Source organism: Caulobacter vibrioides OR37 (genome assembly GCF_000372645.1).
Taxonomy (GTDB): domain Bacteria; phylum Pseudomonadota; class Alphaproteobacteria; order Caulobacterales; family Caulobacteraceae; genus Caulobacter; species Caulobacter vibrioides_E.
In genome coordinates, this window is the sequence record NZ_APMP01000008.1 from 18,756 (window position 1) to 42,070 (window position 23,315).

17 protein-coding genes and 1 pseudogene are annotated in these 23,315 nt (G+C 67.6%); 4 read left to right on the plus strand and 14 right to left on the minus strand.

Annotation, left to right across the window (positions count from 1 at the left end):
• Positions 1-10 precede the first annotated feature (10 nt).
• The 5 genes from OR37_RS08780 to OR37_RS08800 form a co-directional block, all read right to left on the minus strand.
• On the minus strand, positions 11-391 hold the full coding sequence (locus OR37_RS08780; protein ID WP_004618340.1) for an MAPEG family protein: 381 nt from the start codon (positions 389-391) through the stop codon (positions 11-13).
• Between the two features lie 225 nt (positions 392-616).
• Positions 617-1,492 (minus strand): hypothetical protein, encoded by an 876-nt coding sequence (locus OR37_RS08785; RefSeq protein ID WP_004618342.1) that lies wholly within the window; start codon positions 1,490-1,492, stop codon positions 617-619.
• A gap of 299 nt (positions 1,493-1,791) precedes the next feature.
• Positions 1,792-2,667, minus strand: a complete 876-nt coding sequence (locus OR37_RS08790) for a transglutaminase family protein (protein ID WP_004618346.1) — start codon at positions 2,665-2,667, stop codon at positions 1,792-1,794.
• A 43-nt stretch (positions 2,668-2,710) separates the two neighbouring features.
• The gene (locus OR37_RS08795) at positions 2,711-3,379 is read right to left on the minus strand and encodes a TetR/AcrR family transcriptional regulator (RefSeq protein ID WP_004618348.1); all 669 of its coding nucleotides are present in this window, start codon (positions 3,377-3,379) and stop codon (positions 2,711-2,713) included.
• An 82-nt stretch (positions 3,380-3,461) separates the two neighbouring features.
• A complete protein-coding gene (locus OR37_RS08800) occupies positions 3,462-4,415 on the minus strand; it encodes a glycosyltransferase family 2 protein (RefSeq protein WP_004618350.1) in 954 nt (317 codons plus the stop codon).
• A gap of 189 nt (positions 4,416-4,604) precedes the next feature.
• Between OR37_RS08800 and OR37_RS08805 the strand changes: the two genes are divergently transcribed.
• Both OR37_RS08805 and OR37_RS08810 read left to right on the plus strand, forming a co-directional pair.
• Positions 4,605-4,943 carry a helix-turn-helix domain-containing protein gene (locus OR37_RS08805; protein ID WP_004618351.1) on the plus strand — a complete coding sequence of 113 codons (339 nt, stop codon included), beginning with the start codon at positions 4,605-4,607 and terminating at the stop codon, positions 4,941-4,943.
• Positions 4,944-4,950: 7 nt separating this feature from the next.
• Positions 4,951-6,342: a calcium-binding protein gene (locus OR37_RS08810; protein WP_004618353.1), complete on the plus strand. Its 1,392-nt coding sequence runs from the start codon at positions 4,951-4,953 to the stop codon at positions 6,340-6,342.
• Between the two features lie 58 nt (positions 6,343-6,400).
• On the opposite strand, the gene OR37_RS08815 is transcribed toward OR37_RS08810, so the two are convergent.
• Both OR37_RS08815 and OR37_RS08820 read right to left on the minus strand, forming a co-directional pair.
• Complete coding sequence (locus tag OR37_RS08815) at positions 6,401-7,750, minus strand: carbohydrate porin (RefSeq protein ID WP_004618355.1); 1,350 nt, start codon at positions 7,748-7,750, stop codon at positions 6,401-6,403.
• 141 nt (positions 7,751-7,891) lie between these two features.
• Complete coding sequence (locus OR37_RS08820; protein WP_004618357.1) at positions 7,892-8,083, minus strand: hypothetical protein; 192 nt, start codon at positions 8,081-8,083, stop codon at positions 7,892-7,894.
• Positions 8,084-8,412: 329 nt separating this feature from the next.
• Between OR37_RS08820 and OR37_RS08825 the strand changes: the two genes are divergently transcribed.
• A complete protein-coding gene (locus OR37_RS08825; RefSeq protein ID WP_004618359.1) occupies positions 8,413-8,691 on the plus strand; it encodes a metal/formaldehyde-sensitive transcriptional repressor in 279 nt (92 codons plus the stop codon).
• A gap of 74 nt (positions 8,692-8,765) precedes the next feature.
• Here OR37_RS08825 and OR37_RS08830 read toward each other — a convergent pair whose 3' ends face one another.
• The 4 genes from OR37_RS08830 to OR37_RS08845 form a co-directional block, all read right to left on the minus strand.
• Complete coding sequence (locus tag OR37_RS08830) at positions 8,766-9,692, minus strand: LysR family transcriptional regulator (RefSeq protein ID WP_004618361.1); 927 nt, start codon at positions 9,690-9,692, stop codon at positions 8,766-8,768.
• A gap of 22 nt (positions 9,693-9,714) precedes the next feature.
• Positions 9,715-11,601, minus strand: a complete 1,887-nt coding sequence (locus OR37_RS08835) for a CocE/NonD family hydrolase (RefSeq protein WP_004618363.1) — start codon at positions 11,599-11,601, stop codon at positions 9,715-9,717.
• Positions 11,598-13,046: a YfcC family protein gene (locus OR37_RS08840; RefSeq protein WP_004618365.1), complete on the minus strand. Its 1,449-nt coding sequence runs from the start codon at positions 13,044-13,046 to the stop codon at positions 11,598-11,600. Before OR37_RS08840 ends, OR37_RS08835 begins: the two co-directional genes overlap by 4 nt.
• A gap of 73 nt (positions 13,047-13,119) precedes the next feature.
• A complete protein-coding gene (locus OR37_RS08845; RefSeq protein ID WP_004618367.1) occupies positions 13,120-16,014 on the minus strand; it encodes a TonB-dependent receptor in 2,895 nt (964 codons plus the stop codon).
• 303 nt (positions 16,015-16,317) lie between these two features.
• Here OR37_RS08845 and OR37_RS21000 point away from each other — a divergent pair.
• Positions 16,318-17,438, plus strand: a pseudogene (locus OR37_RS21000) (CapA family protein).
• Between the two features lie 82 nt (positions 17,439-17,520).
• Here OR37_RS21000 and OR37_RS08855 read toward each other — a convergent pair.
• From OR37_RS08855 to OR37_RS08865, 3 genes are all read right to left on the minus strand, one after another.
• Positions 17,521-19,104 carry an MFS transporter gene (locus tag OR37_RS08855; protein ID WP_004618372.1) on the minus strand — a complete coding sequence of 528 codons (1,584 nt, stop codon included), beginning with the start codon at positions 19,102-19,104 and terminating at the stop codon, positions 17,521-17,523.
• Positions 19,105-19,187: 83 nt separating this feature from the next.
• Positions 19,188-20,297 carry a beta-galactosidase BglB gene (bglB, locus tag OR37_RS08860; protein ID WP_004618374.1) on the minus strand — a complete coding sequence of 370 codons (1,110 nt, stop codon included), beginning with the start codon at positions 20,295-20,297 and terminating at the stop codon, positions 19,188-19,190.
• Positions 20,298-20,320: 23 nt separating this feature from the next.
• The gene (locus OR37_RS08865; RefSeq protein WP_004618376.1) at positions 20,321-23,314 is read right to left on the minus strand and encodes a glycoside hydrolase family 35 protein; all 2,994 of its coding nucleotides are present in this window, start codon (positions 23,312-23,314) and stop codon (positions 20,321-20,323) included.
• Position 23,315: the final 1 nt, after the last annotated feature.

Consider the following 23,315-nt stretch of genomic DNA (forward strand, 5'->3'; position numbering starts at 1 on the left):
GGCTCTCCGCTCAGGCCAGCTTGGGCGTCAAGCATAAAACCGCGGCGCCCAGCAGGGCGGTCTGGGTTCCGGCCATGCCCACGATGCGGCCGAGGTTATCGGTGGCGGGGCGCGACACGCCCACCGCGTGACACAGCCGGCCCGCCAGAAGCAGTCCGCCCAGCACGTGGATGACGACTGGCGGCGCGCCGCGAAACTCCGCCAAGGCGATGAGCAGCAGGGTTAGGGGAACATATTCGGCGAAATTGGCGTGGACGCGGACGCGGCGTTCGAGATCGCTGTCTTGAACGGCGCCGAAGCCGACGCCAAGGCGGCGTCGCGCGAAAATCACGCGCACGGACAGCACAAGGAACAGCAGGCCTAAGGCCCCGGCGTAGTAGGTGATCACCATTCCAGCCCCCGCTTCGGTCAAAACCCGTTGACACCTTCCGATACGCCTCGACGGCGTCCCCGGATGTGTCGAGGTCATCGCGCCCGGGGAGCGGGTTTTCCGGGCTGCTTTCGCCTAGATCATTTTCCGACAGGCGCGAAACGGTTGTGGTGTCGAAAAATTCTCTAAGATCTTGATTTAAAAACTTTTTCCGATCTGATTGGATTGATCGGATCAGGAGCCGCCCTACCGTCCGCGCACCGACACCGAGACGCCGACGACCGTGTCCTTGTCGGAATAGTCGAGGCCGCGGAACTTGCGCTGGGTGGCGCTGAGCGAGATCTGGCTGCTGTTCTTGCGATAGCCCACGCCGATCTGGCGGCTGCCGAAGCTGGCCAGCTTTTCCTCGCTGACGCCGGCGTTGCGCCAGCCCCCGAAGGTGTCGCGGATCAGACTGAGCCCGTAGGCCTTGCCCGAACTGGCCGCGAACAGCATCCAGCGACCCCGGCGCAGGTCCTCGGCCGAGGTCACCGCCTTGGACATGAAGTTCGAGGCGCTCAGGGTCAGGCGTTTGACGGCGCCCGATCGCAGGCCCATCGGCGTGAAGGGCAGGGGCTGGTCGCTGACCTCCAGCTTCAGCGGCTTGCCGTGGATGGGACGCGGGGCGCCGCGCGTGAAGCTCAGCACGGGGCGCGGCGCGGGGCTCGGGGCGGCCTCGGCCAGGACACGGCTTGCGACGGGGGCGGCGACCCGGCGGGCGGGCTCGGGTTTCGGTGGGGCGGCGTCGGCCAGGGCCATGGTCGCGACCGCCTTGGGCGCGCCGGCCAGCTCGACCTCGCTGGGGGGCGAGCCGGCCAAGGCGACCGTTGCGGCCGTTTGGGCGGGGGCGGGGGCGGCCATGGCCACGGCGGTTTCGGGCGCGCGCGTTCGCTCGCCGCCGTAGCGGGCGGTGGCGATCGGCGCATCGGGATCGTCGGCGGGGGCGGATGCGGAGGGACCGCCGGCCAGGGTCAGGGTCTGGTTGAATTCTTCGGGCGCATGGGTCGACAGGGCCGTCGCCGTCGTCCCCGCGATCGCGAGGCCGGCCCCCGCCAGCAGACATCCGAGCGCGACGCGTCGCATCTCGTCCAGCTCCCCATTCCCCTGACGTCGAGGTTAATGACGTCCACACACCCTGTATAGACATCCCGCGTGACAGCCCTTGCGCGCAAGGGGAAATCATTTCGCGTCGAAGGGGTTTCAGTGACCCGGTTTGGGTTCGAAGGAGCGCTTTTCCTTCAGTTTGACGCACGCCTCATCGGGCTTTCGGCCGTGCTGAGGCTTGGGCTCGCACTTGGGAAAGCAGACGTTCCGCATAGGGTCCTGGTTCTGAAAGCCGCTGGTCATGGCTTTTCCTCCCGCACGCTATTAACCTTAATTTATCACGCCGCCGGGCTGGTTTCGTTGATCAATCGCACATCCACGGAGACGTGAAGGCGCGAGGAGCCGGGGTCGCCCAGGATCGCGCCCGACACCGGCTGGGCCTGGGCGGGTGTGCGCGTGGCGGCGACCCGAATGAGGTCGGAGGACTCGGCCAGGCCGTTCGTCGGATCGAACTCCAGCCAGCCCAGGTCGGGCAGGAACACCTCGCACCAGGCATGGGTGGCGCCCGCCCCCCGGATCGCCGCGCCGGGCGAGTGGATGTAGCCGGTGGCGAACAGGGCCGCGTAGCCCAGGCGGCGCAGGCCCTCGACCATCAACCAGGCCAGGTCGCGACAGGCGCCGCCGCGCGCCTGCAAGGTCTCGACGGGGCTCCTTACCCCTTCTTCCTCGCGCGCTTGGTATTCGAACTGCTGGTGGATCAGCGTGTTGACGCGAAGCAGGAAGGTCAGGGCCGGCTCGTCGCGATGCGCGTGCAGGCCGCGCAGCCAGCGCAGCAGCACCGCGTCCGGATCGTCGGTGACCGGCGCGATGAACGGCTCGAGCGTCGCGCGGTCCTCGCGCGAATAGACGATCGGGGTCAGGGTGTCTGGGTTCTCGACCCGCTGCGGGGCCAGAGGGGCGGGGTAGCGGTCGATGACCAGTTCGCTGGCCACCCGCATGGCGTCGGCCTGGCCCGTCGGCTGAAACAGGCAGACGCAGTTGCCGTTGGCGTCGTAGCTCCAGCGGGTCTGGCCGGGCGGAAACAGGCGCAAGCTGGCCTCGACGATCCGCAGGGCGTGACTGTCGCGCGGCCGGATCAGCAGCCGCTGCGGGCCGAACCGCACCGGGCGCTCGTAATAGTACCGCGTCTCGTGAAAAATGCGCAGCCGTCCCATGCCGAAGCCAGAACGCCTCCGGCCAGGGGCGGTTCCTGTTTCCCTAGGCTAGGAAGCCGGCCTCGGCGAATTCCAGCATCCGGCCCAGCAGCGCCATCACGTCCGACTCGCTGGTCTGGCCTTCCGACAGCACGTTCAGGCGGTCGAACTCGGCGAAGCGGTTGTTGTGCAACATGCCCAGCGTGAAGTGCAGCCGCCAGTAGACGTCTTCCGGCGACAGGTCCGGGCGGGCCTTGAGCAGGGCGTCGGAGAAGCGGCGCAGGTGCGAGACGTCGGTCTTCAGCACGTTGCGGATCTCGTCGGTGCCCTCGCTGCGGGCGCGGATCAGGAACTGCAGCGAGATGCGGCGCTCGTGGTCCGGCGCCAGCCAGCGCAGGGGCGGGGTCAGCAGGGCGGCCAGGATCTCGCGCAGCGGCGGATCGCCGGCGTTACGGTCGTTGGCCTCGTGCAGCATCTTGGCCCGCTCGCGATTGAGCTCGGCCGTCCGCCGCTTGAAGATCTCGAACAGCAGGGCGTCCTTGGAGCCGAAATGATAGTTCACCGAGGCCAGGTTGACGCCCGCCGCGGCGGTGATGTCGCGCACCGAGACGTTCTGAAAGCCGTGCAGCGCGAACAGGCGCTCGGCGGCGACGAAGACCAGATTCTTGGTGGCGGCCTCGGTTTCGGCCGCTTCTACTTCGTGCGAGGCGGCGGCGTCGGTGGTCGGACTCACTTAGTATTCCCCTTTACCCGTGGGGAACTCTTACGACTGTTCGAATTTGGCGCAAGCGTCAAGATCGCCGCTGAGCGGTGTCCTAGCCGGGGATGGGCGCCGGGCGGGCGCGCATCCGTCCCTTCAGGGCCTGGCGCAGCAGTGGCCTGGCGATCGCCGCGGCCAGGATCAACGGCGCCAGCAGCAGGGCCAGGGCCTTGCGCCGCTTGCTGTCGGCGCGCTTGAGGAAATAGCGCACCAGGCCCTTGCCCTTGTGCCACTCGATGACCAGCGGGTTCTCGCGGCTGGTCGAGCCGACATGGACGATGCGGGCGTTGGGCTGGAACAGCACGCTTCCGCCATGCTTCCGGGCCCGCCAGCACAGGTCGATGTCCTCGACGTGCAGGAAGAAGCCCTCGTCGAAGCCGCCCAGCAAATGAAAGTCGCGCGCCGTCATGTAGAAGCAGGCGCCCGAGATCGTGGGGGTGTCCACCGGGTAGGACGGCGGGGGCTCGTCCTCCCGGTGGATCTCGAAGCGGCGCAGCGGGGGCAGGGTGGCGCTAAGCTTCGAGAGGCTGAGCAGGGTCGTGACGGGCGTGATCTCGCCCCGTCGCGCGCCCCGCTGTTCTGTTCCGTCGAGATTGAAGACCCGCGCCCCGACCACGCAGGGGGAGGGACGATCGCGGGCGGCGTCGACCAGGGCCGCGACCGCGCCGGGGGTCAGAAAGGCGTCGGGATTGAGGAACACCAGGTCCTCGCCCTTGGCGGCCGCGGCGCCCAGATTGGCGGCGCGGGCGAAGCCGACATTGCCCAGGCCGCGCAGCAGGCGCACGCGAGGCTCGCGACGCGAAAGCTCGCGCAGCCAGGCGGCGTCGACGGGAGTCGAACCGTTGTCGACGATGATGAACTCGTCCACGGCGGGCTCGGCCAGGACGTGGCGGACGCTTTCCATCAGCGCCGGGCCGGTCATGTAGACCACCATGATCAGCGACAGGCGCGGGGCGCGCAGGTCCGGGGCCGCGGCGAGGGCATGGGCGGGATCGATCGAGACGTACATGCTCTGGGTCCTCGGCCGCGCCGCGCCGGCTTTGCCGGTTGCTGCGTTAAAGGTAGTTTCATAAAAACTGTATTTGCGTCCTTCTCCGTTCGCAAGAGGCCTTTCAACCTCAAGAACCGATTGTTGCGTTTTAATGTAATGTGTAACAACTAGCGGGCGCCCACGCGGGGCGCGGAGTCTGGCTTACCGATGTCACGAACGGCGATGAACCCGGCCAAGGCCGCGCTCACCAAGTCCCTTCGCCGCGAGGCGGGGCGGTGGCTGAAGAGCGCGCGCGAGGCGGCGGGCCTGACCCAGGCCGAACTGGCCGAGCGCATGGGGCTCCGCTACTACACCTTCGTCTCGCAGGTGGAGAACGGCCTGGGCCGCGTGCCGATCGAGACCCAGGCGATCTGGGCGCGGACCCTGGGCCTGGACCCGGGCCCCTTCGCCCGCACCTTGCTGCGCTATTACGAGCCCGAACTCCACCGCCTGCTGTTCGAGGACGGCGTCGACGCGGGCGACGCGCCGCTGGCGGCCCAGGCCTGACGCCGTCATGGGAGGGGTCCTAGCCTTCGCCCCCCGGTCGCCCGCCGGCGACTGGAGCCCCAACGAGCGGGGCCTGCTGATGCTGCTCACCCAGCAGCTGTCGGCCAGCTATGGCGAGGTCGACGGCGTCTTTGGCCAGACCGACTCTGGCGATCCCTGGTACGTCGTCACCGACGCCAACCAGGACGTTCTGGTCCACATCGCCCGCATCGACGGGCAGTTCGTGGTGCACGACGCGGCGCTGGACATGTTCCACCAGGTCGGCAGCCTGTGGAGCGCGCTGCGTCAGGTAATGTCCGGCGGCGCGCCCAGCGACCCGAACGCGGTGGTGGTCTCGTTCAATCCCACCAGCCGCGAGGCTCAGTCGTTCCTGTCGCTGGTCGTCGCGGTCGGCCTCTATCTGGAAATGCGCGGCGTCGATGTGGGCGGGGCGGGCCGGCTGAACTTCGACAATCTGCCGCGCGCCGACGATCCGATGATGCAGGCCGTGGCGGCCAAGCTGGTCGCGGCGCTCAATCTCGAGGCCGAGCGCGGCCAGACCCACGCGGCCGCGCCGAGCGTCGCTCCGGCCGAGGTTCCCGCCGCGCCGGTCAAGCCGCAGGCGCTTCACGCCATCGCCATCGAGGCCCCCGCGCCTCAAAGCGTGGGGCTGACGGTGACCAAGAGCGCCCCGGCGCACGCGGGCGGCGCGCCGGCCGAGGCCCCGCCGCCAGTCGCGCACGCCGAGCTCCTCGCCGCGACCCACGGCGTCGGCGCCCAGGGCTTCCTCGCCACGCGCACGACCAAGACCGGCACGCCGGCCAATGACGTGCTGATCGGGACGCCCGAGGGCGAGACCATCCATGGCGGCGCCGGCGACGACTATATCGATGGCCGCGGCGCCAAGGCCGGCCAGATCGACCGTCTCGACGGCGGCCCGGGCAACGACACCATCGTCATGAACGCCCGCGTCGTGGCGACGGGCGGGACCGGCGCCGACACCTTCCTGGTCTCGGCCAACGCGCCGACCACCAAGGCCGACACGCTGCTGGGCGTGGTCCTGGACTATTCGGCCGCCAAGGGCGATCACCTGGCCGCGCTGGGACAGGGTCACCTGACCGTGGTCAATACCGCCTTCGTGCCTGATGTTCTGGCGGTTCAGGGCGCGACGCTGGGCGAATCGACGGCCAACCAGGTCACCGACGTCACCGGCCCGGTGGCCGGCGCGCGGGTCGGCTTCGATCTGGACGGCGACGGCAAGGAAGACGTCTTCATCCTCCTGGGCGGCGGCGCGGCGACGGTCGCCAGCTTCAAGGTCGGCATGACCGTGACCCCCGAGCACCCCGCCGACAGCGTCGGTCTGGTGGGCCATGCCTCGCCAGACGACGCCGGGCTGCTGGGCGGGCCGCGGGCCCACTAGAAAGCCGGGTCGACCCCGAATGCGGGCCGATCCATGCTTCGCTTACAACTGCGCTTGCCTAAAACTGCGCGTGGATGCGGGCGGCGCCGATGGAGGCCGGCCCGCGATCGCGGTTATAGGCGGGGTTCTGGACGTACTGGTAGTCGAGGCTGACGTGCACGGCCTTAGTCAGGGCCCAGTCGTAATAGGCCTCGACGATGCGCTCGGCGCCCGGATGGGGCAGGCGGCCGTCGCCGACGAGGATGCCGGTTCCGCCGGCGTCCAGATAGCGCTGGTGAGCGCTGGAGATGGCGTTGACCACCCCGCCCAGGCCGATGGTGTCGTCGGGCCGCTTCCAGCGCGCGCCGTTGACCGAGACGCCGGCGGCCAGGGTGCGGTCGATGTCGGCGAACTCGTAGGGCTCGATCGCGCCGCCGGCGACGCCGCCCTTGGCGAAGACGCCGACGCCGGTCGCGACCTGCTGCTCGAGATTGACGCTGACACCCGAGCGGCTGGCGTAGCGGCGCACGGCCTCGATATCGGCCGGCGTCCCCGTAATGGCGGCTTGGCGGACAGCGTCGTCGAACCGGCCCATGCGGCCCCGCGTCACGAAGGTCGTGACCTTCAGCTTGCCGGGCTGTCCATGCCAGCTGTGACGCTCCTCGACTTCGCCGACCAGCTGGAACTGGTCGAACTTTTTATCCAGAGTGGCGCTGTTGGGCTCGCTGGAAAGGTCGAAGGCCCCGGCCCGCAGCGTCCATCGGCCCTGATAGAGCTCGGCGGCCGCGCCATAGGTATAGCCCCAGGCGTTGGCGGCGTAGTCGAACACGCCCGCGTCGATCATCGCCCAGTTCAGGAAGTCGCGGCGCGGATCGTGGGCGTAGGCGTTGGTGTCGAAGACGTCGACGACGCTGAACTTGCCGACGGTCAGCACCAGGCGATCGGCCGCCTGCGATCCGGCCAGCTGGTTTTGATCGGCCTCGACGGCCTGATGCTCGCCGCCCAGATCGACGGTTTGACGGATGAAGGCGCGCGGCAGCTTCGGATAGGGCTTGCTCTTGCCGACCTTGTAGGCCTCGCCGCTCGGGAAGCCCGCCACGCCTAGGGTGTTGCTGAGGCCAAAGCCCTGGTCGATCTCGGGATTGATCCAGATCTCGGCGCCTTTCCACGGGCGGACGCCCAGATAGAGCGTCATGTCGAAGGTCTCGCGCCCCATGGCCTTGGCCGACAGGCTGTTGCGTCCGGCATAGGGCGAGGTGAATCGGTCATGCCCCTGGACGACCAGCGTCGCCTGGCCATGCACGGCCATCGTCTGTTCGGCCGGGGTTTGCTCGGCCGGCGGCGGCGCGTCCTCGGCGAAGGCCGGGGCGGAGGCGGCGAGCACGATGGCGAGGGCGGCCAGGATCGGCGGGGTCGTGTCGATCATCATGGTCTTGGGTCTTTCATGCGAAGGCGCGGCCACGGCGACCGTGGTCGGGCCAGTGTTACTCGGTGTCAGCGGCGCCAGCGTGAAACGTCCTCCGCCGCCTTGTTGGGGCGGCGGAAGCTCGGCTCCTGGCGTTTTGGCGGATCAGCGCGGGGCCATGGGGGGCGTCACGCGCCAGGCGCGGCGCGGCCGTCCATCGGCGCCAACGGACCAGGTCGCGGTCAGCGGACCGTGATCGGCGGGCGGCGAGTCGTTCGCGACCAGGTGAGGAAAGAAGGCGAGGATATCTTCGCCGAGGTGGGCGAAGTCGACGAATTTGAAGACGCAGGCGGTCATGGCGACCTCCTCTTGGCTTTTGCGGTGTGCTCAAGCCCGGGAGGTCGGCCGCCGGCTATCGGCGCGGGGGCGCGCCGTGACGGACGACCAGGCCTCGATTCCGGGCGGCGAACCGGCCGAACGAAATAGCGGCGGTCAGCGCGATGCGCGGACTGTCGCCCTCGTTGGACGGGCTGCTAGATCGCGGGTTCATGGAATCCCTTGGTCTGGTTGGCGAACGACCGACGACATTGGCGTCAGCCACGGCGGACGACCTTTTGGGGTCGACGTCCGTGGGAGCGCCGATATACCCCTAGGGAGTATAGTTCAAGGTCCGAGAGTCGAAAAAAATGACCCATATCGCGCGGGAGAAGACCAAGCTTCTGAACAGGCTCAAGCGGCTGCGCGGCCAGCTTGAGGCCATCGAGCGGGCGGTGGAGAGCGACACCGAATGCGTCAGGGTTCTGCAGCAGGCCACGGCCTGCCGGGGCGCGCTGGACGGCTTCATCGCCGAGGTGATCGAAGACCACATCCGCGAGCACATGGTCGACCCCGACGCGCCGGCCGATGACGCGCGCCGACAAGCCGCCGAGGACCTGGTGAAGATCGTCCACGGCTATCTGACCTAGAGCGTGATAGCCGAAAGTGTAAGCGGTTTAGGCGGTTATCACGCTCTAAACATTTGATTTAGCGCCTGTCCGGTTCAAATGGAATCATTTGAAGCGCCGGCCGCGGAATGAGCCTGGGCGCCGAAATAGGTCTGGGCCTCTTCCAGCAGCGCGGCGGCCAGGCGGTTCATCGGCGCCAGAGCCGAGGTCATGAACGCATATTCGTGAAGGATCCGGGGGCGGAAAACCCGCGTCGTCATGCCCGCGCGCACGAAGTTATCGGCCATCAGGGCGTTGACGATGGCCACGCCGACGCCCTGAGCTGCGAAAGCGCAGGCCGAGCCCACCGTGTGCGTTTCGAGCTTGACCTCAGGTCGGATGTTGCGCTCGCGAAAGGCGTCGTCGATCTGCCGTCGCGTCCAGGTGCCATAGCCCAGAAGCACCAGGGGGACGTCCCGCAGCCGTTCGGGCGTCAACACGTCCTCGGCGGCCAATGGATGATCGGAAGGCAGGACGCAGACGGTTTCGCTGGTCGACAGGACCACGGTGGAGATATCGGCGCGATCCAGGGGCAGCTTCACGAAGCCACAATCAGCGGTACGATTGGCGACCATGGTGCGCGCCGTCTCGGTGCTGCGCGAGTCGATGGTCACGCGGACCTTGGGAAACCGATCCATGAAGCGCGCCATGATCGTCGAAAGCACCCCTTCCGATAGGCTGGGCGGCGCGACGATCTTCAAGAGGCCGGTGTTAAACTGCGCGATGTCGCGAACCAGCGTATCGACGCGCTCCAACCCGCCAAAGGCCAGGTCGACCTCCTCATAGATCATCAGGGCCTCGGGCGTGGGATTGAGGCGTCCCTTCTCCCGGTAGAACAGTTCGAAGCCGGCGTCCTGCTCCAGCTGGGCGATCAGTCGGCTGACGGCCGGCTGGGTCAGGCCCATGCGCGCGGCCGCGGCGGTGGCCGAGCCGCTCAGCATGGTTTCCCGAAAGGCTTCCAGGCTGCGCAGGTTCAGCTTCATGGAGGGTCCTGGCTCGACGCTGTTATCGCCGTGTGATCGGCAGCAGCAGGCGTGACGGCCGCGCCGCATCGACATAGATCCGATTTCGCGCCGGACGGGGAGAGGTTCCGTGGCCTTCGGGTTCCCCCGAATTGGGATTGACGTCGAAATGGGGGAAGTTGCTGGACGACACGTCCAGTCGGATGCGGTGACCGGTCGCGAAGAGGTTGGCGGTCGGGAAGGCCTCGACCGTGATCCGATAGACCTGGTCGGGCTCCAAGCGGGTTTCGTGATCGAAGCCCTCGCGATAGCGCGCGCGCAGCACCCCGGTGGTCAGATTCATCGCGAAACCCTCCGGATAGTCGGGCGAGGGCGGGTGCACGTCGATCAGCTTGATGTGGAAATCGGTGTCCGGTTGATCCGAGCCGATGAAGAGCTCGGCGCGGATCGGGCCGATCACCTCGACGGCCTCCGCCAGCGGCGGGGTCTGGAACACCAGCACGTCGTCGCGTTCGGCCAGCGGGCGATAGGGCGCTTCGCAGCCAAACATGTCCGGACGCTCGCGCTGGTCGAAGGCGCCGGCCTGCATGACCGGCGCGCCCGAGGCGGTCGCCCCGCCGATGGTGGGCGCCGGCCGCGCCGGATCATGGACATAATCCCGGAAGGCTTCGGCCTCCGGCGGCGCGGCGCGGTCCAGCCCGCCGTCGATACGCAGGAAGTAGTCGGTGATCGCCGAGGTGGTCGGCGGCCAGGCGTCGGCGTCCAGCCACCGCCCGCCGTGATCCAGCCGGCCCTCGGGCGTCTTTCGGCCCGTGCCGCCGCCCATGACGAACAGTTTGACCGGCGGCAGGGGATCGGGACCGGCGCCGTCCTTTAGCCAGGCGTCGAACCAGGCCAGGCGCAAGGTCACGAAGTCGGCGGCCAGCGCGCCGTCCAGGGCCGCCTCGGCGCCGAAGTCGACTTCGCCGGCGTACGTGACCGATCTCTGTCCATGGGTCCAGGGCCCCAGGATCAGCTTGACGGGACCGCGCTTGCGCGCGGCGAGGCCGACATAGTTCTGCGTCGCGGTCAGGGCGTAGGGATCATACCAACTGCTCATATGAACCATCGGCACGTCGGCATAGGCGTCGTAGGCGCCAGCCGCGTAGAGGCCGTTCTGTTCCCAGTAAGGGCCGAATAGGCCGCTTCGCCATTGATCCAGAAGGTATTTCTCGTATTCCGGCGCGGCCGCCAACGGCGAATGGCCTTCCGACCACGGCATCCGCTTGAACCAGGCCCTCAAGTCCTCGGCCTTCAAGGCGGCCCGGCGGGCCGGGTCGGCCTTGGTGGCGGGGCTCAGCAGGGCGTGCTTGTAGGCCCAGGTCGCCTGCTTCAGCTCGAAGGCCCCGCCCTGGCGGATGCCGGAGTGAAAGGCGCTGGAGAAGCCCCCCGAGTCGAGGAACATCGCCGCCAGGGCCGGGGGGGCGAGGCAGGCCAGGGCGCTTTGGACGTGCGCGCCATAGGAAAGACCCAAGGTCGCCACCCGGCCGTCGCACCAGGGCTGCTTCGCCAGCCAGGCGATGGTGTCGACGCCATCCGGACCTTCGTTCAGGTACTTTTCGAACACGCCTTCCGAACCGTATCGGCCTCGGCAGTCCTGAAGCGCGACCACATAGCCGCCGCGCGCGAAGTCCACCGCCAGTTCCGGCTTCGAGCGTGGGGTGGGGTCATCGCGGGTGCGGTCGCCGTGATTGGTTCCAAGCTTGTCGTAGGGCGTGCGCTCTAGCAGCACCGGCAAGGGCGTATCGATCGGCCGCCCGTCGATCGCCGGCCGATAGATGTCGGTGGCCAATCGGACGCCATCGCGCATGGTGATCATGACGTCGCGCGTCACATGCACGTCGTCGGGTGCAAGGAAGGGCGCGGAAGCCTCGTCGCCGGTGTCGCTCACAGCCGCACCGCCGCCAGAGCCAGGATGACCATCGCCAATATCACCAGCACCGCCATCAGCGGGGCGATGAACCTCAGCCATTGCAGGTAGTCGACCTTGGCTGTGGCCAGATAGGCCAAAAGCATCCCGGAGGTCGGGGTGACCATGTTCATCAGGCCGCTGCCCAGCAGGAAGGCGACGACCAAGGTCTGTCCGCCGACGCCCGAGGCGTGGGCGATCGGCGCTAGGATCGGAATGCTGAGCGTGGCCTTGCCCGAGACGCTGGGGATCACGACGTCCAGACCCATCTCGATGGCCATCAGGGCGTTGGCCACGACCGGCGGGCCGTGTCCTCGCGCCAGTTGGGTCGCGCCGGCGATGATGGTGTCCAGCACCTGGCTGTCGCGCAGGATGATCTCCACCGACGCGGCAAGCCCGACCAGCAGGCAGGCCAGCATCATCGACTTCATGCCTTCGACGAAGACGTCCGCAGCCTGCCCAGCCCTCAGACCGCCCACCAGGGCGATGGCCGCGCTGATGGCCACGTAGAAGGCCGCGAGTTCGGGATTGCCCCAATCCCAGAGTCGAGCGCCGACGATCAGGCCGACGCTGCCCGCCAGCAGGGTCAGCAGCACGCCGATCTGGCGCGGGCTCAGGCGCGGCGCGCTTAACGCCGCGACGATCCGATCGCCAGGGCTGGGCGCGACCTTGCGCACGTAGAGGAGCACGAAGCCAATGCCCAGGCTCAGGAAAAGGACGAAGACGCCGAACCGGACCAACATGCCGCTGAACACCGGCACGCCGGCCAAGGGCTGGGCGATGGCCAGCGCGACGGGATTGGTGACCGAGGCGGCGTAGCCGATCTTGGCCGCGACGGCGACGACGGCCATCGAGAAGAGATTGGGAAGGCCCATCCGCTGGCCGATCACCGCCACGATCGGGATGATCACCAGATATTCCGAGATGAAGCCTAGGAACGTACTGCCCAGGGCCAGCACGATCATCAGGATCGGGACCAGGACGTAAAGATTGCCGGCGGTCAGGTGCAGCAGCCGGTCGACCCCCGCGTCGATCGCGCCGGTGGCCCGCATGACCGCGAACATCCCGCCCACGAACATCACCATGAAGATCAGGGCGACGGCCTTGATCATCCCGCCGGGAATGGTGGTGGCCAGCGACACCAGGCTCGCCGCGCGGGCCGGCTTGTCCTTGGCGTCCGGGGGAACCGGGGCGAACAGGGCGGTCGGTCCCGCGATCTTGGGCACGACCTTGTAGCTGCCCGGCTCCACAAGCTTGCCGTGGCGCTGGAACTTGCCGGCGGGCAGGAGGTGGGTGGCCGCGACGGCCAAAAGCATCATCGCCAACATCACCAGTATGGGATGCAGCCGCGATCCCGTGGGATGGGCGCGCCCATGCGCCGACGCGTCGGCGGGCGCTCCCTGTGGAGCTTCGGAAGGGGAGCTCATCGCATGATCCTCGGAAAAGCCGGCGTGGAGGAAGGCGGTGGAGCGGCCTTGGCGGACCGCTCCGGCGACCAGCCTAGAACTTGGCCGAGACGCGCACATAGGCATACCGGCCGCGCGCGTCGTAGGTGTAGATATCGTAGTTGATGGGGGCGTTGGCGTAGGAAGCCGGCGGCGCCTTGTCGAACAGGTTGCTCACCCCGACGCTGACGGCGGTGTCGTACTTGTCGAACTGATAGCCGCCCTCCAGATCGTTGTAGAAGATCGCCTTGGTGTGGGCGTCCTTGACGGGGTTGGTCACGTCCGTGCTCCCGCCGATGTAGCGGCCGCGCCAGAGGGCGTTCCACGACCCCTTGTTCCAGCCGAGCGAGGTCTGTCCCTTCCAGTGAGGATAGGTCGCCCGGGGCTGGTCGCCCTTGCCGGCCCGCTCGTCGACGATGGGGGCTCCGCCCGCCGGATTGGGGCTCGTGGTCTTGAAGCTCTCCAGGTACGAGGTGTCGAGCACGGCGGCGAAGCGGCCCAGATCTGTGCTGAACTCGTATCGGATCGTGCTGTCGATCCCCGAGGTCTTGATCTGCGACAGGTTCTGAACGCCCTGCACCAGATTGGTGATGGCGCCGGTCGAGGCGTCGCGGGTGACCAGACCGCAGAATACGCCGCCCTGCTGGGCGCAAAGGCTGAGGATCTGGGTGGCCGATTGGCTGGCGATCGCGTCGTGGACGGTGATCTCGTACCAGTCGATGGTGGCGGTCAGGCCTGGCAGGAAGCGCGGCTTGAGGGCCAGCCCGGCGCTGTAGGTGTCGGCGGTCTCGGCCTTGAGCTTGGTGTTGCCCGAAATGGTGCCGGGGATCAGGCCGTTCAGATTGTAGTTGGCTTGGTTGTAGCCGGTGGGAACGCCCACGCAGCCGGGCAGCTTGGGATTGGCCGAGGCGCCGCCGTTGCACGGGTCCGCGCCCTGGAAGCTGGTCTGGCGGCCGCCCTGGTAGAGTTCGAGGATCGAGGGCGCGCGGAAGCCCTGCGAATAGGTTCCGCGCACCAGGATGTCATTGATCGGCTTCCAGCCCACGCCGACCTTGAAGGTGCTGTCGCCGCCCACGGTGTCGTAGTCGGAGTAGCGCGCCGCCAGACTGACATCGAGGCTCTTGGCCAGAGCGGCGTCCTTCAGCAGCGGCACGGCGGCTTCGACATAGACTTCGTCCAGGCTGTATTGACCCTTGGTGGGGCTGCGGGTCTGGACCGTGGTGGTGGTGTTGCTGGCGTAGGCGGCGCCCGCCGCCGGAGTCGGGATGTAGGTGGGCAGGGCGTTGACGAAGGCGTCGGGCGTGTCGAGGGCCTTGTTCGTGCGGTGCTCGTAACCGGCGGCGATCGATAGCGGTCCGGCGGGCAGTTGGAAGAGCTCGCCCGTGACGTTGGCGGTGACGTCGTAGATCTCGGTCTGGTTGGACTCCCGCGCGGTATAGCGAATGTAAGCGGCCTGGGCGGAGGTCATGGTCCCGAACAGGTTGATCGGCGTGCAGCCGGCCGCGGTCGCGCAGGCGTCGCTCAGGCCCAAGGCCAGGTTGTCGTAGTTGACGCTATTGAGGGCCTGGGTCTGGATCTTGTTCTTGGAATAGAGGCCATAGACGTCCCACTTCCAGTCCCGACCCAGCAGGCTGAACTCGCCGTCCAATCCGCCGGCGATGCGATAGGTCTTCACGTCCTGGACGTTGTCGCGGTTGCCGACCTCGTTCATCACCTTGCGGATGCGCCAGGCCTGGTTGGCGGCGAAGCCGAGGGCGTTGGCGGCGGGCACGCCGTTGGCGACCCCGAACGGGTTGTAGGCTTGCTTGCTGGAGATGGCGAACCCGCGGATCGTGCCGGCGGAACCGCCGATATCCAGCAGGACCGGCGAGAAGAGCTGGTCGGACTTGCGTTCGTTGAACAGGCCCTCGACCTTCAGCCTGATCTTATCGGTGAGGTCGCTGGTGAACCGGCCATAGATCCCGTAGCGCTCGCTGGGACCTGTCGAATAGATGCCTTGAGCCTGGGTGTTGTAATAGTCGCCCGGCAGGCTGGCGGTATGGAAAGCATCGTCGGCCGCGCTGCCGGAACCGATGGTCGAACCCGCCGTGAGGGCCGCGGGCGTGGCCGAGGCGGCGAAGCCCGCAGGCGTGCCGAAATAGGTGTTATTCGACAGGCCCGGAAGAATATAGAGACCGTTGGGGCTGGTGCCGACCGAGGTCGTCGGGACCAGGGTCACCCGGGTCAGGTCGCGGTCGGCCGTGAGGATCGGCTTGTCCTTGACGTAGCTCAGCGACACGATCAGCGCGCTCTTGTCGAAGCGCTTGCCGAAATTGGCGACGCCCGAATAGGAGGCGCCGTCGCCATGCGAACTGACGCCGTACTTGGCCTGGACCTTCACGCCGTCGAAGTCGCGCAGGGTCTTCAGGTTGACCACGCCGGCGATGGCGTCCGCGCCGTAGATCGCCGAGGCGCCGTCCTTGAGAACCTCGGCGCCCTCGATCATGCCCAGCGGCATGGTGTTGAGATCGACGAAGTCGCGAAAGCCCCGTTGGCCCACGCCGTCGACCCAGCGGTGACCGTCGACCAAGACCAGAACCCGGTTGCCGCTGCCCTCGGCGCCGCCGAGATAGCGCAGGTTGATAGAACTCGCGCCGTAGGACGTGCCCTGGGTGCCGTTGCTGCTGAGGCTGACGCCGGCCGACGGCAGCTTCTGCAGCAGCTCGCCCACCGAGTTGGCGCCGGAATTCTTGATGTCCTGCTCGGTCAGGGTCGTGACCACTCCAACGGCGTCGGCGTCGCGCCGCTGGATCCGCGAACCGGTGACGATAATGGTGTCGATCGCCACGGCCTCGTCCGCCCGGGGCGGGGCGGCGTTCGTCTGAGCGTGGGCGGGCGCGGCGAGGCCCGCGGCCAGCAAGGCCACATGGGCGGTTCCGGCGCACAAGGCGCGCAAGGTCGAAGCTTGCATCAACTGATCCCCTGTCCGTCAGCCACGCTCCGCGCCGACCGCGCGTAAGCTCCCCTGCCGACGGTCAAAGCCTAGGTTTCGACGGTTTCGGCGCGCAATGTTATTGGATTTGCTGATCGGGCCATGTCGTCAGGGTATGGTCTCCCCGATTTTCTGCCCCGAACTCATACATGCCGCGAAGGTTTGACGTGACGCCCGCGCGCCGTGAGACATCACGTCATGCGCTGGGCGCATGATCTAGCTGGACCGCGCGTCACGGTCCTAACCCTACGCCCTTACGGCTTCGGCGGGTGGAAAGGCTCCATGGATCGCAGACGACTTCTCGCCGCGGGATTCGCCTCGGCCTTAACGGCGTCGGTCGCGGCCCGGGCGAGCGGTCGGAGAGACCTGCGCCTGACGCTGCTGGGACAGTCGCTGATCGAGCATGAGCTTTCGCCGGCCCATTGGCCGGGCCGCGCGGCGATCGCCGCCCGTTTGGCCCGGGCGGACGTCTGCTTCACCAACCTCGAGACGGTGATCCAGGGGTCGCGCGCGGGCGCCCCCACGCGCGAGCGTCTGACCTTGCACGCCGGCGACGCGGGTGTGTTGGAGACATTGAAGGGCGTGCACGTCAACCTGCTGGCCACGGCCGGCAACCACGCGTTCGACCTGGGTTCGGGGGGCGTTGTCGATACGCTCGACGCGATCCGGGCCGCGGGTCTGCCCTCGGCGGGAACGGCCTTGACCTCGCGAGCGCATCGGAGCCGGCCTGGCGCGCGACGCCGGTCGGGGCGGTGGGCCTCGTCGCCTTCGCCACGGGCAAGATCCGCGAAGGCGGGGCCGCCGCCATGGGGCGTCCGGGCGTCAACGAGCTGCGCCGCGACGCCGCCGGTCAGGTGGTCGAGGCGGACGCCGCGCGGATCCTGGAGGCTATCGCTGTCGCCCGCCGCCGGGCCCGAGTCGTGGTGGTCTATCACCACAACCACGACTGGGAACCGGACATGGCCGACGTTCCCGACTGGCAGCGGACCTTCGCCCATCGGTGCGTGGAGGCGGGGGCGGCGGCGTTCGTAGGACATGGAGCGCCGGTGGCGCAGGGCCTCGAGGTTCATCGCGCGGCTCCGCTGTTCTTCGGCCTTGGCAATTTCATCTTCCAGACGGAGAAGCCACAAGGCGCCTATCCCGCCGAGGCTTGGGAAAGCGTAGTCGCGGAATGCGCCTTCGACGGCGGGCGGTGTGTCTCGGTCAGGCTGCTCCCCATCGTCTTGAACGAGATCGGGCTTGGAGGGCCCTCGGACATGACCACGCGGGGCGCGCCAACCTTCGCCGGCCCTAAGCGAGGCGGAACGATCCTGCGTCGCCTAGCCGCCCGCTCGACGCGGTTCGGGACACGAATTGAGATCCGCGCCGATGGCGAGGGTCAGGTCCTCTTGCCGCGTGCATGAGGGGCGTGCGGGTATTTGGCGCTTCCACGCGCGCCTCCGAGGTTCGGGCGCGTCGCGCGTTCGAACGGCTTGATTTGGGGGATTAGCGCCCCCAGAGCCGCTCCCACTTCCAACCGGTCAGGTCCTCGACGATCCGCTTGGACTCCGGCGTCTCGGCCTCGGTCGCGCCGGCGCGCAGGCGCTCGACCTCGTGGACCAGCACCGCGTGCGTCCTGGCGTTCAGGCGGAACGACCAAGAGATGACCATGCCGGCCAGCATGACCAGGATCGGCAGGCCGACCATGACCAGGGTCACCACCTGGATCGCGTGCGGCGTCTGGGTCACGGCGCCCGGGTGGTTCTTGTCGGCCGCCACGAAGCCGCCCATGCCGATCAGGCTGGTGGTCAGCACGATCGCGCCGGACTGGGCGACCTTGCGGGTCAGGGTCATGACCCCGGCGAAGATGCCCTCGCGGCGTTGACCGGTGACCGCCTCGTCGACGTCGGGCAGGTAGTTGTAGACGCCCCACGGCACGAAGTTCAGGGTCCCGCGGCCCAGGCCCGCCAGGATGATGGGAACGAACAGCCAGAACACGACCGTCGCGTTGAAACCGCCGGGCAGCAGGGCGCTGAAGATATTGCCGTCGAGCCGCTCGACGCCCGCCGCGAAGCCGGCCGGCCGGATCAGATAGAAGGCCAGGAACAGCAGCAGCGCCGCGCTGACGCTGGCGATGGCCCAGCGATAGGCGACCACCGGGCCGGTGCGGATGATGACGTTGATGGCGATCATCACCGAGATCAGCTGGGCCACGTACATGGTCGTCATGAGCTGGGAGATCAGCAGGGTCGAGCCCAGCATCACCGTGGTGACGAACAGCGGGAAGGCGGTGTTGAAGACGTCCTGGCTGATATAGCCGCCCAGATACAGCGACAGGTGCTGGCGGAAGGCCTTCAGGCGCAGGGTCGAGAACAGGTCGCGGAACATGTTCACCGGGATCATCGCCGCCTTGCCCCAGTCCATGGGCTCGGGCTGGATCAGCTTCTCGGCCTCGGTGTAGGGGCGCTCCCAGGTCGTCAGCACGACGATGGTCACCACCAGGCTGAACAGCCCGCCGAAGATCGCGGCCATGATCAGGAAGGTCGACGGCGAGTCCTTGCCGCCGAAGTGGCTGATGATCAGGGTCGGCAGGTACGAGGCCAGGATCGCCGAGCTCTGGGCGATCAGCATCCGCACGCCGGCGAACTTGGCCTTCTCCTTGTAATCCTTGGTCATTTCCGCCGCGAGGGTTTCCCACGGGATCAGGAACATCGTGTAGACGAACTCGAAGAAGACGAAGGTCGCCAGGTAGTAGACGAAGGTCTGGCCCGCGACGAAGATCAGGGCGAAGGCCGGCAGCAGCGGGATGGTCAGTATAAGGAAGATCTTCCGCCGCCCGACCTTCCGGCCGATCCAGGTGTGGCGCAGGTTGTCGGAGACGTAGCCGATCAACGGGCAGGTGATCGCCTCCAAGAGACGCGGCAGACCCAGGATCAGGCCCGTCTCGACCGGCGAGAGGCCGCAGAAATTGATGAAGAAGAAGGCCAGCCAGCCGGTGATCACGGCTTGCGCGCCGGCCCCCAGCATGTCGCCGGAGCCCCAGCCCCAATAGGCGGCCCACGTGGGTTTGCGGGTGTCCGGCATGGCCATGTTGGTCTCTTGTCCCTTGGAAGCGGGGTCTTCACGCCCCTTTGGCCGGTCCGGCCTAGCCGGACCGGTTGATGTGATGGTGGTTAGATGAAGGCCCGCTGGAACTCGCCCAGGGCCAGCATGGCCAGCGACTGGCCATAGGGCATCGAGGTCAGCGGGATGTCCTTGTAGCCCTGGATCGTGTCGAACACCGGCGTGCCGAACGAGACCTGCTGCAGCTCGCCCGCCTCATCGATATTGGCCAGGACGCCCTTGATGGCGCGGATGGCGACGGCCTCGTATTCCTTGCCGATATAGCGTTTGCGCACGGCCTTCAGGATGCCGTAGGCGAAGCCAGCCGTGGCCGAGGCTTCCAGGTACGAGGTCTTGTCGTTGATGATCGTATGCCAGAGGCCGGTCTCGGCGTCCTGGAACCGCATCAACGCCTTGATCTGGGCTTCGAGCGCGTCGATCAGGAAGGCGCGCAGGCCATCACCCGGCTTGAGGTCCAGAAGCTCGATGAACTCCGGGATCGCGATCGTCACCCAGCAATTCCCGCGCGCCCACAGCGCGTCGGCGAAGTTGTGACGGCCCAGGAACGTCCAGCCGTGGAACCACAGGCCGGTCTTGCGGTCGGCCAGATACTTGATGTGGACCATGAACTGGCGCTTGGCCTCCTCGACGAAGTCGGGGCGGTCGAGCAGCAGGCCGATCTTGGCCAGCGGCAGCACGCTCATCATCAGCGTATCGTCCCACAGCTGCTGCGGGTTCTCGCTGTTGAAGACGATGTGCTGGAAGCCGCCTTCCTCTGTGCGCGGACCTTCGTACATGACGTAGTCGGCCCAGGTCTCGAGATAGGGGATGTAGGTGTGGTCGCCGGTGGCCTCGTAGAGATAGGCCAGGGTCAGGAACGGCGAGACGGTGTTGATGTTCTTGGTCGGGGTGCCGGCCTCGAAGCGATCGGCGAACCACTTGACCATGATGTCGAAGGCGCGCTCGTCGCCATGCATCTCGTACTGCTTCCACAGGCCGTAGAGACCGACGCCGTGGGTCCATTCCCAGTCGTTCCAGCCCTTGGTGTCGATGACGCGGCCGTCGTCCAGGCGCAGCAGGAACTCGCCGGTCTCGTCGGTGATGTCGACGAGGTTGCTGATCAGGGCGGCGATCTTGGCCTTGATGTCCTTGGCGTCGAGGCCATGGGCGAGATTGGGCACGGGTGGTCTCCAGAAGTCGGGTATCAGGGTTTGAAGTCGGGGGCGGGGACGCGGGCCACGGGGATGCCGCCGCGCACGGTCCGCAGATTGACGAGCTTGACGGCCTCCAGCGCGTCGCCGGGAGCGCCGTCGCTGGTCACGGCCAGGGCCAGGGTGTTCTTGCCGTGCGGATCGACGATCCCGCTGGGCAGCACGAAGGTTCGCTGGGGGCCGACGTTGGCGATGAACTGGCCCATGTTCCAGCCATTGACGAAGATCAGCACGCGATAGCGCTTGTTGGGCGAGCGGGGCAGGGCCGGATCGCCGATCGAGAGGCCCAGCGTGGTGTCCTGGTCCTTGGACAGGGCCAGGTCGAAGCTGGCGCGGTACCAGGTCGTGCCGGCATACGGCTTGGTGTCGGCCATGTCGGCCTTGGCCCAGGCCGCGTCGGGGAAGCCGGGCAGGTGCCAGCCTTCGCGCTCGCCATACTGGCCGCCATTGTTGGCGTCGCCGCGCACCGGATCCTGGATGTCCTCGCCGCCCTTGTTTCCCTGGATCTTCCAGGCGATCGGCGCGGCGAAGCTGTAGGTCCCCGGACCGGACAGCGAGGCCGAGACCAGGCCGCGGGCCTCCTTGTGGAAGTCGTCGGCGTCGAGGTCCCAATTGTGGCCGTTGTCGCGAACCATGACCGACAGCACGTGCTCGCCGGTTCCGCGCAGATCCTCGGGCAGCTTGAAGGTCGCCACGCCGGTGGTGATCGGGCGGGGCAGGCCGCCGTCCAATTCGTGCTGACCCAGAAAGCGGCCGTCCAGCCAGACCTGCAGCATCCCCGCGCCGCCGCCGCCGTAGTGCAGGGTCAGGGTGTCGATATCGGCGCGGCCGTGATAGCGGCCTCGGTACCAGACGTCGCCGTTGTGGAAGCCGTAGGCGCTCATGTCCAGCGTCGGCTGACCGGTGGGGCCGCGCACGGTCGAGCCGCCCCGGCGGCCTTCCGTCCTCATCCAGGCGCTGTCGTCGAACTTCGGATCCGCCTCGGGCGAGCCGGGCGCGGTCTTCCAGTCCAGCTTGGCGAGGTCGGGCAGGGTGATCGCCGCCGGGCCGGGTAGCGGCCTTTCGGCCAGCAGGCTGCCCGAGGCGGTGGGCTTGGTGGCGACCTTGGCGCCGTTCCAGCGGATCGCCGTCACGGCCTTGGGGGCGAAGACCTCCAGCGGGCTGTCGGTTTCGGTGTCGCCGGTCAGGGAGAGGACGCCGCCCTTGGCCGCTTCGCCGCGCACGAGGCCTGGCCCCCGGACCAGCACGTCGTCGCGCCGCCAGAAGGTCTGGCCCGTCTCGGCGTCGGCGAGCAGCAGGGTGAGCGGCGAACGGCCGCCGCCGGTGATGCGAACCCGGGCCAGGCCCTTGTGCGCGTAGGTCAGCTTCAGGTCGCCCCTGGCCGCGTCGAAGGCGGATTGGACGTCGCCCTCGATGACCTCGACCTTCGGCGGGCTGGCGTAGCGCAGCACCGTCTCACCCGCCTCGCCGGTGCGGCCGTACAGCAGGGCCAGATCGCCGTCGTTCCATTTCAGGTGCGTTTGAATCTCGGACGTCGAATAGACCAGCCGCTGGCCGCCCAGATCGTAGCTGGCCATCAGCATCTTGCTGTCCTGACCCTTGATCCGGCTGGGCACGACGTACTGGCCGTCGCGGGTCTTCACGGTGAAGGTAAAAGTCTCGTCGCCGGTGGCGCTGCTCGGATTGTGAACCACCACATAGAGGTGGCTGCCCGTCTCGGTATTGACGTTGTGATAGACGCGGACCTTGTCGTTCGATGGGACGACGGCCTCGCCCTTGTCCATGCGGGTGAGATCGGGAACCGCGGCGACGAACTCGCCCATCTGCTTCATCACCCGCGCCTTGTCGCGCAGGCCGCGCGCCTCGTCGATCGCCGAGCCGTAGTCATAGGAGGTGAACACGACCGGGGCCGGCAGCCAGCCCCAGCTGGTCCCGCCATAGGTCATGTAGAAGCTCTGCAGCGTGATGCCGTTGGCGATGTTGGTCGCGTAGAACACCCGCTGATAGCCGACGCCGCGGTGGATGGCCGTGCAGTCGTAGTCGCCGTTGCTGCCCCAGTAGTCGAACCAGCCGCCGCCGAACTCGGCGAGGAAGCCGGGCGTGTTCGGGCTGGCCGAGGCCCCGCCCTTGGCGCCGCCGGGGCCGTAAATACCCCAGTCGGGCGCGACGCCGGGGCTGGACGGCGTGGAGTCGACCTTGCAGTTGCCGCCCGGATAGCCATCGAAGGCGTAGAGGTCGGTCGGTCCTTCGACCGTGCCCGGCACGTTCGAGCCCTTCGGGACCCAGTAGCCGTTGCGGCCCTTGTCGTTGTGGAAGATCGGAACGGTAATGCCGTCCGCCCTGGCCTTGTCGGCCAGCCACCGCATGTAGCGCTGTTGCGCCGGGCCGACGACGTCCAGCTCGTTCTCAATCTGGTGAGCGATGACCGTGCCCTGGCCCGTGGTCAGCTGATGGCGGGCCACGACCGCGTTGATCCGGCTCAGCCACTCATCGGCGGCCTGGAGGTATTCCGGCGCGTCGGTGCGGGCGCGGGCCTGCTGGTTGACCAGCCATCCCGGGAAGCCGCCCCGGGTCAACTCGGCGTTCACGTAGGGGCCGGCGCGGGTGATCACGTACAGGCCCTCTTCCTGGGCCATGGTCAGCATGCGGTCCATGTCGCGCACGCCGCTGAAGTCGTAAACGCCTTGCTTGGGCGAGTGGTAGCCCCAGTCGAAATAGACCGCGACGGTGTTGTAGCCGCTGGCCTTCATCTTCTGGAGGATGTCGCGCCACAGGTCCGGGCTGGGGACGCGGAAAGGGTGGAACTCGCCGCCCCACGAGAACACCCGCTGGCCGTCGACCTTCAACGAGTATTTGTCCCAGGTGATCGCGTGCGCCCGCGGCGCCTTTGCCGCGACGGCGCTTCGCGCGTCGAGACGCGCGGGGTCGGCCACGGCGGGCGTGGCCAGCAAAGTCGCCATCAGGCCTAGAACGGGCGCGAAGCGCACA

What these genes read in the sequence shown, in the direction of transcription:
- OR37_RS08805 (WP_004618351.1), top strand. Translation starts at nt 4,605, where the DNA reads ATGTCACGAACGGCGATGAACCCGGCCAAGGCCGCGCTCACCAAGTCC.
- OR37_RS08820 (WP_004618357.1), bottom strand. Translation starts at nt 8,083, where the DNA reads ATGACCGCCTGCGTCTTCAAATTCGTCGACTTCGCCCACCTCGGCGAA.
- OR37_RS08825 (WP_004618359.1), top strand. Translation starts at nt 8,413, where the DNA reads ATGACCCATATCGCGCGGGAGAAGACCAAGCTTCTGAACAGGCTCAAG.
- OR37_RS08815 (WP_004618355.1), bottom strand. Translation starts at nt 7,750, where the DNA reads ATGATGATCGACACGACCCCGCCGATCCTGGCCGCCCTCGCCATCGTG.
- OR37_RS08810 (WP_004618353.1), top strand. Translation starts at nt 4,951, where the DNA reads ATGGGAGGGGTCCTAGCCTTCGCCCCCCGGTCGCCCGCCGGCGACTGG.
- OR37_RS08790 (WP_004618346.1), bottom strand. Translation starts at nt 2,667, where the DNA reads ATGGGACGGCTGCGCATTTTTCACGAGACGCGGTACTATTACGAGCGC.
- OR37_RS08785 (WP_004618342.1), bottom strand. Translation starts at nt 1,492, where the DNA reads ATGCGACGCGTCGCGCTCGGATGTCTGCTGGCGGGGGCCGGCCTCGCG.
- OR37_RS08780 (WP_004618340.1), bottom strand. Translation starts at nt 391, where the DNA reads ATGGTGATCACCTACTACGCCGGGGCCTTAGGCCTGCTGTTCCTTGTG.
- OR37_RS08830 (WP_004618361.1), bottom strand. Translation starts at nt 9,692, where the DNA reads ATGAAGCTGAACCTGCGCAGCCTGGAAGCCTTTCGGGAAACCATGCTG.
- OR37_RS08855 (WP_004618372.1), bottom strand. Translation starts at nt 19,104, where the DNA reads ATGGCCATGCCGGACACCCGCAAACCCACGTGGGCCGCCTATTGGGGC.
- OR37_RS08840 (WP_004618365.1), bottom strand. Translation starts at nt 13,046, where the DNA reads ATGAGCTCCCCTTCCGAAGCTCCACAGGGAGCGCCCGCCGACGCGTCG.
- OR37_RS08845 (WP_004618367.1), bottom strand. Translation starts at nt 16,014, where the DNA reads ATGCAAGCTTCGACCTTGCGCGCCTTGTGCGCCGGAACCGCCCATGTG.
- OR37_RS08800 (WP_004618350.1), bottom strand. Translation starts at nt 4,415, where the DNA reads ATGTACGTCTCGATCGATCCCGCCCATGCCCTCGCCGCGGCCCCGGAC.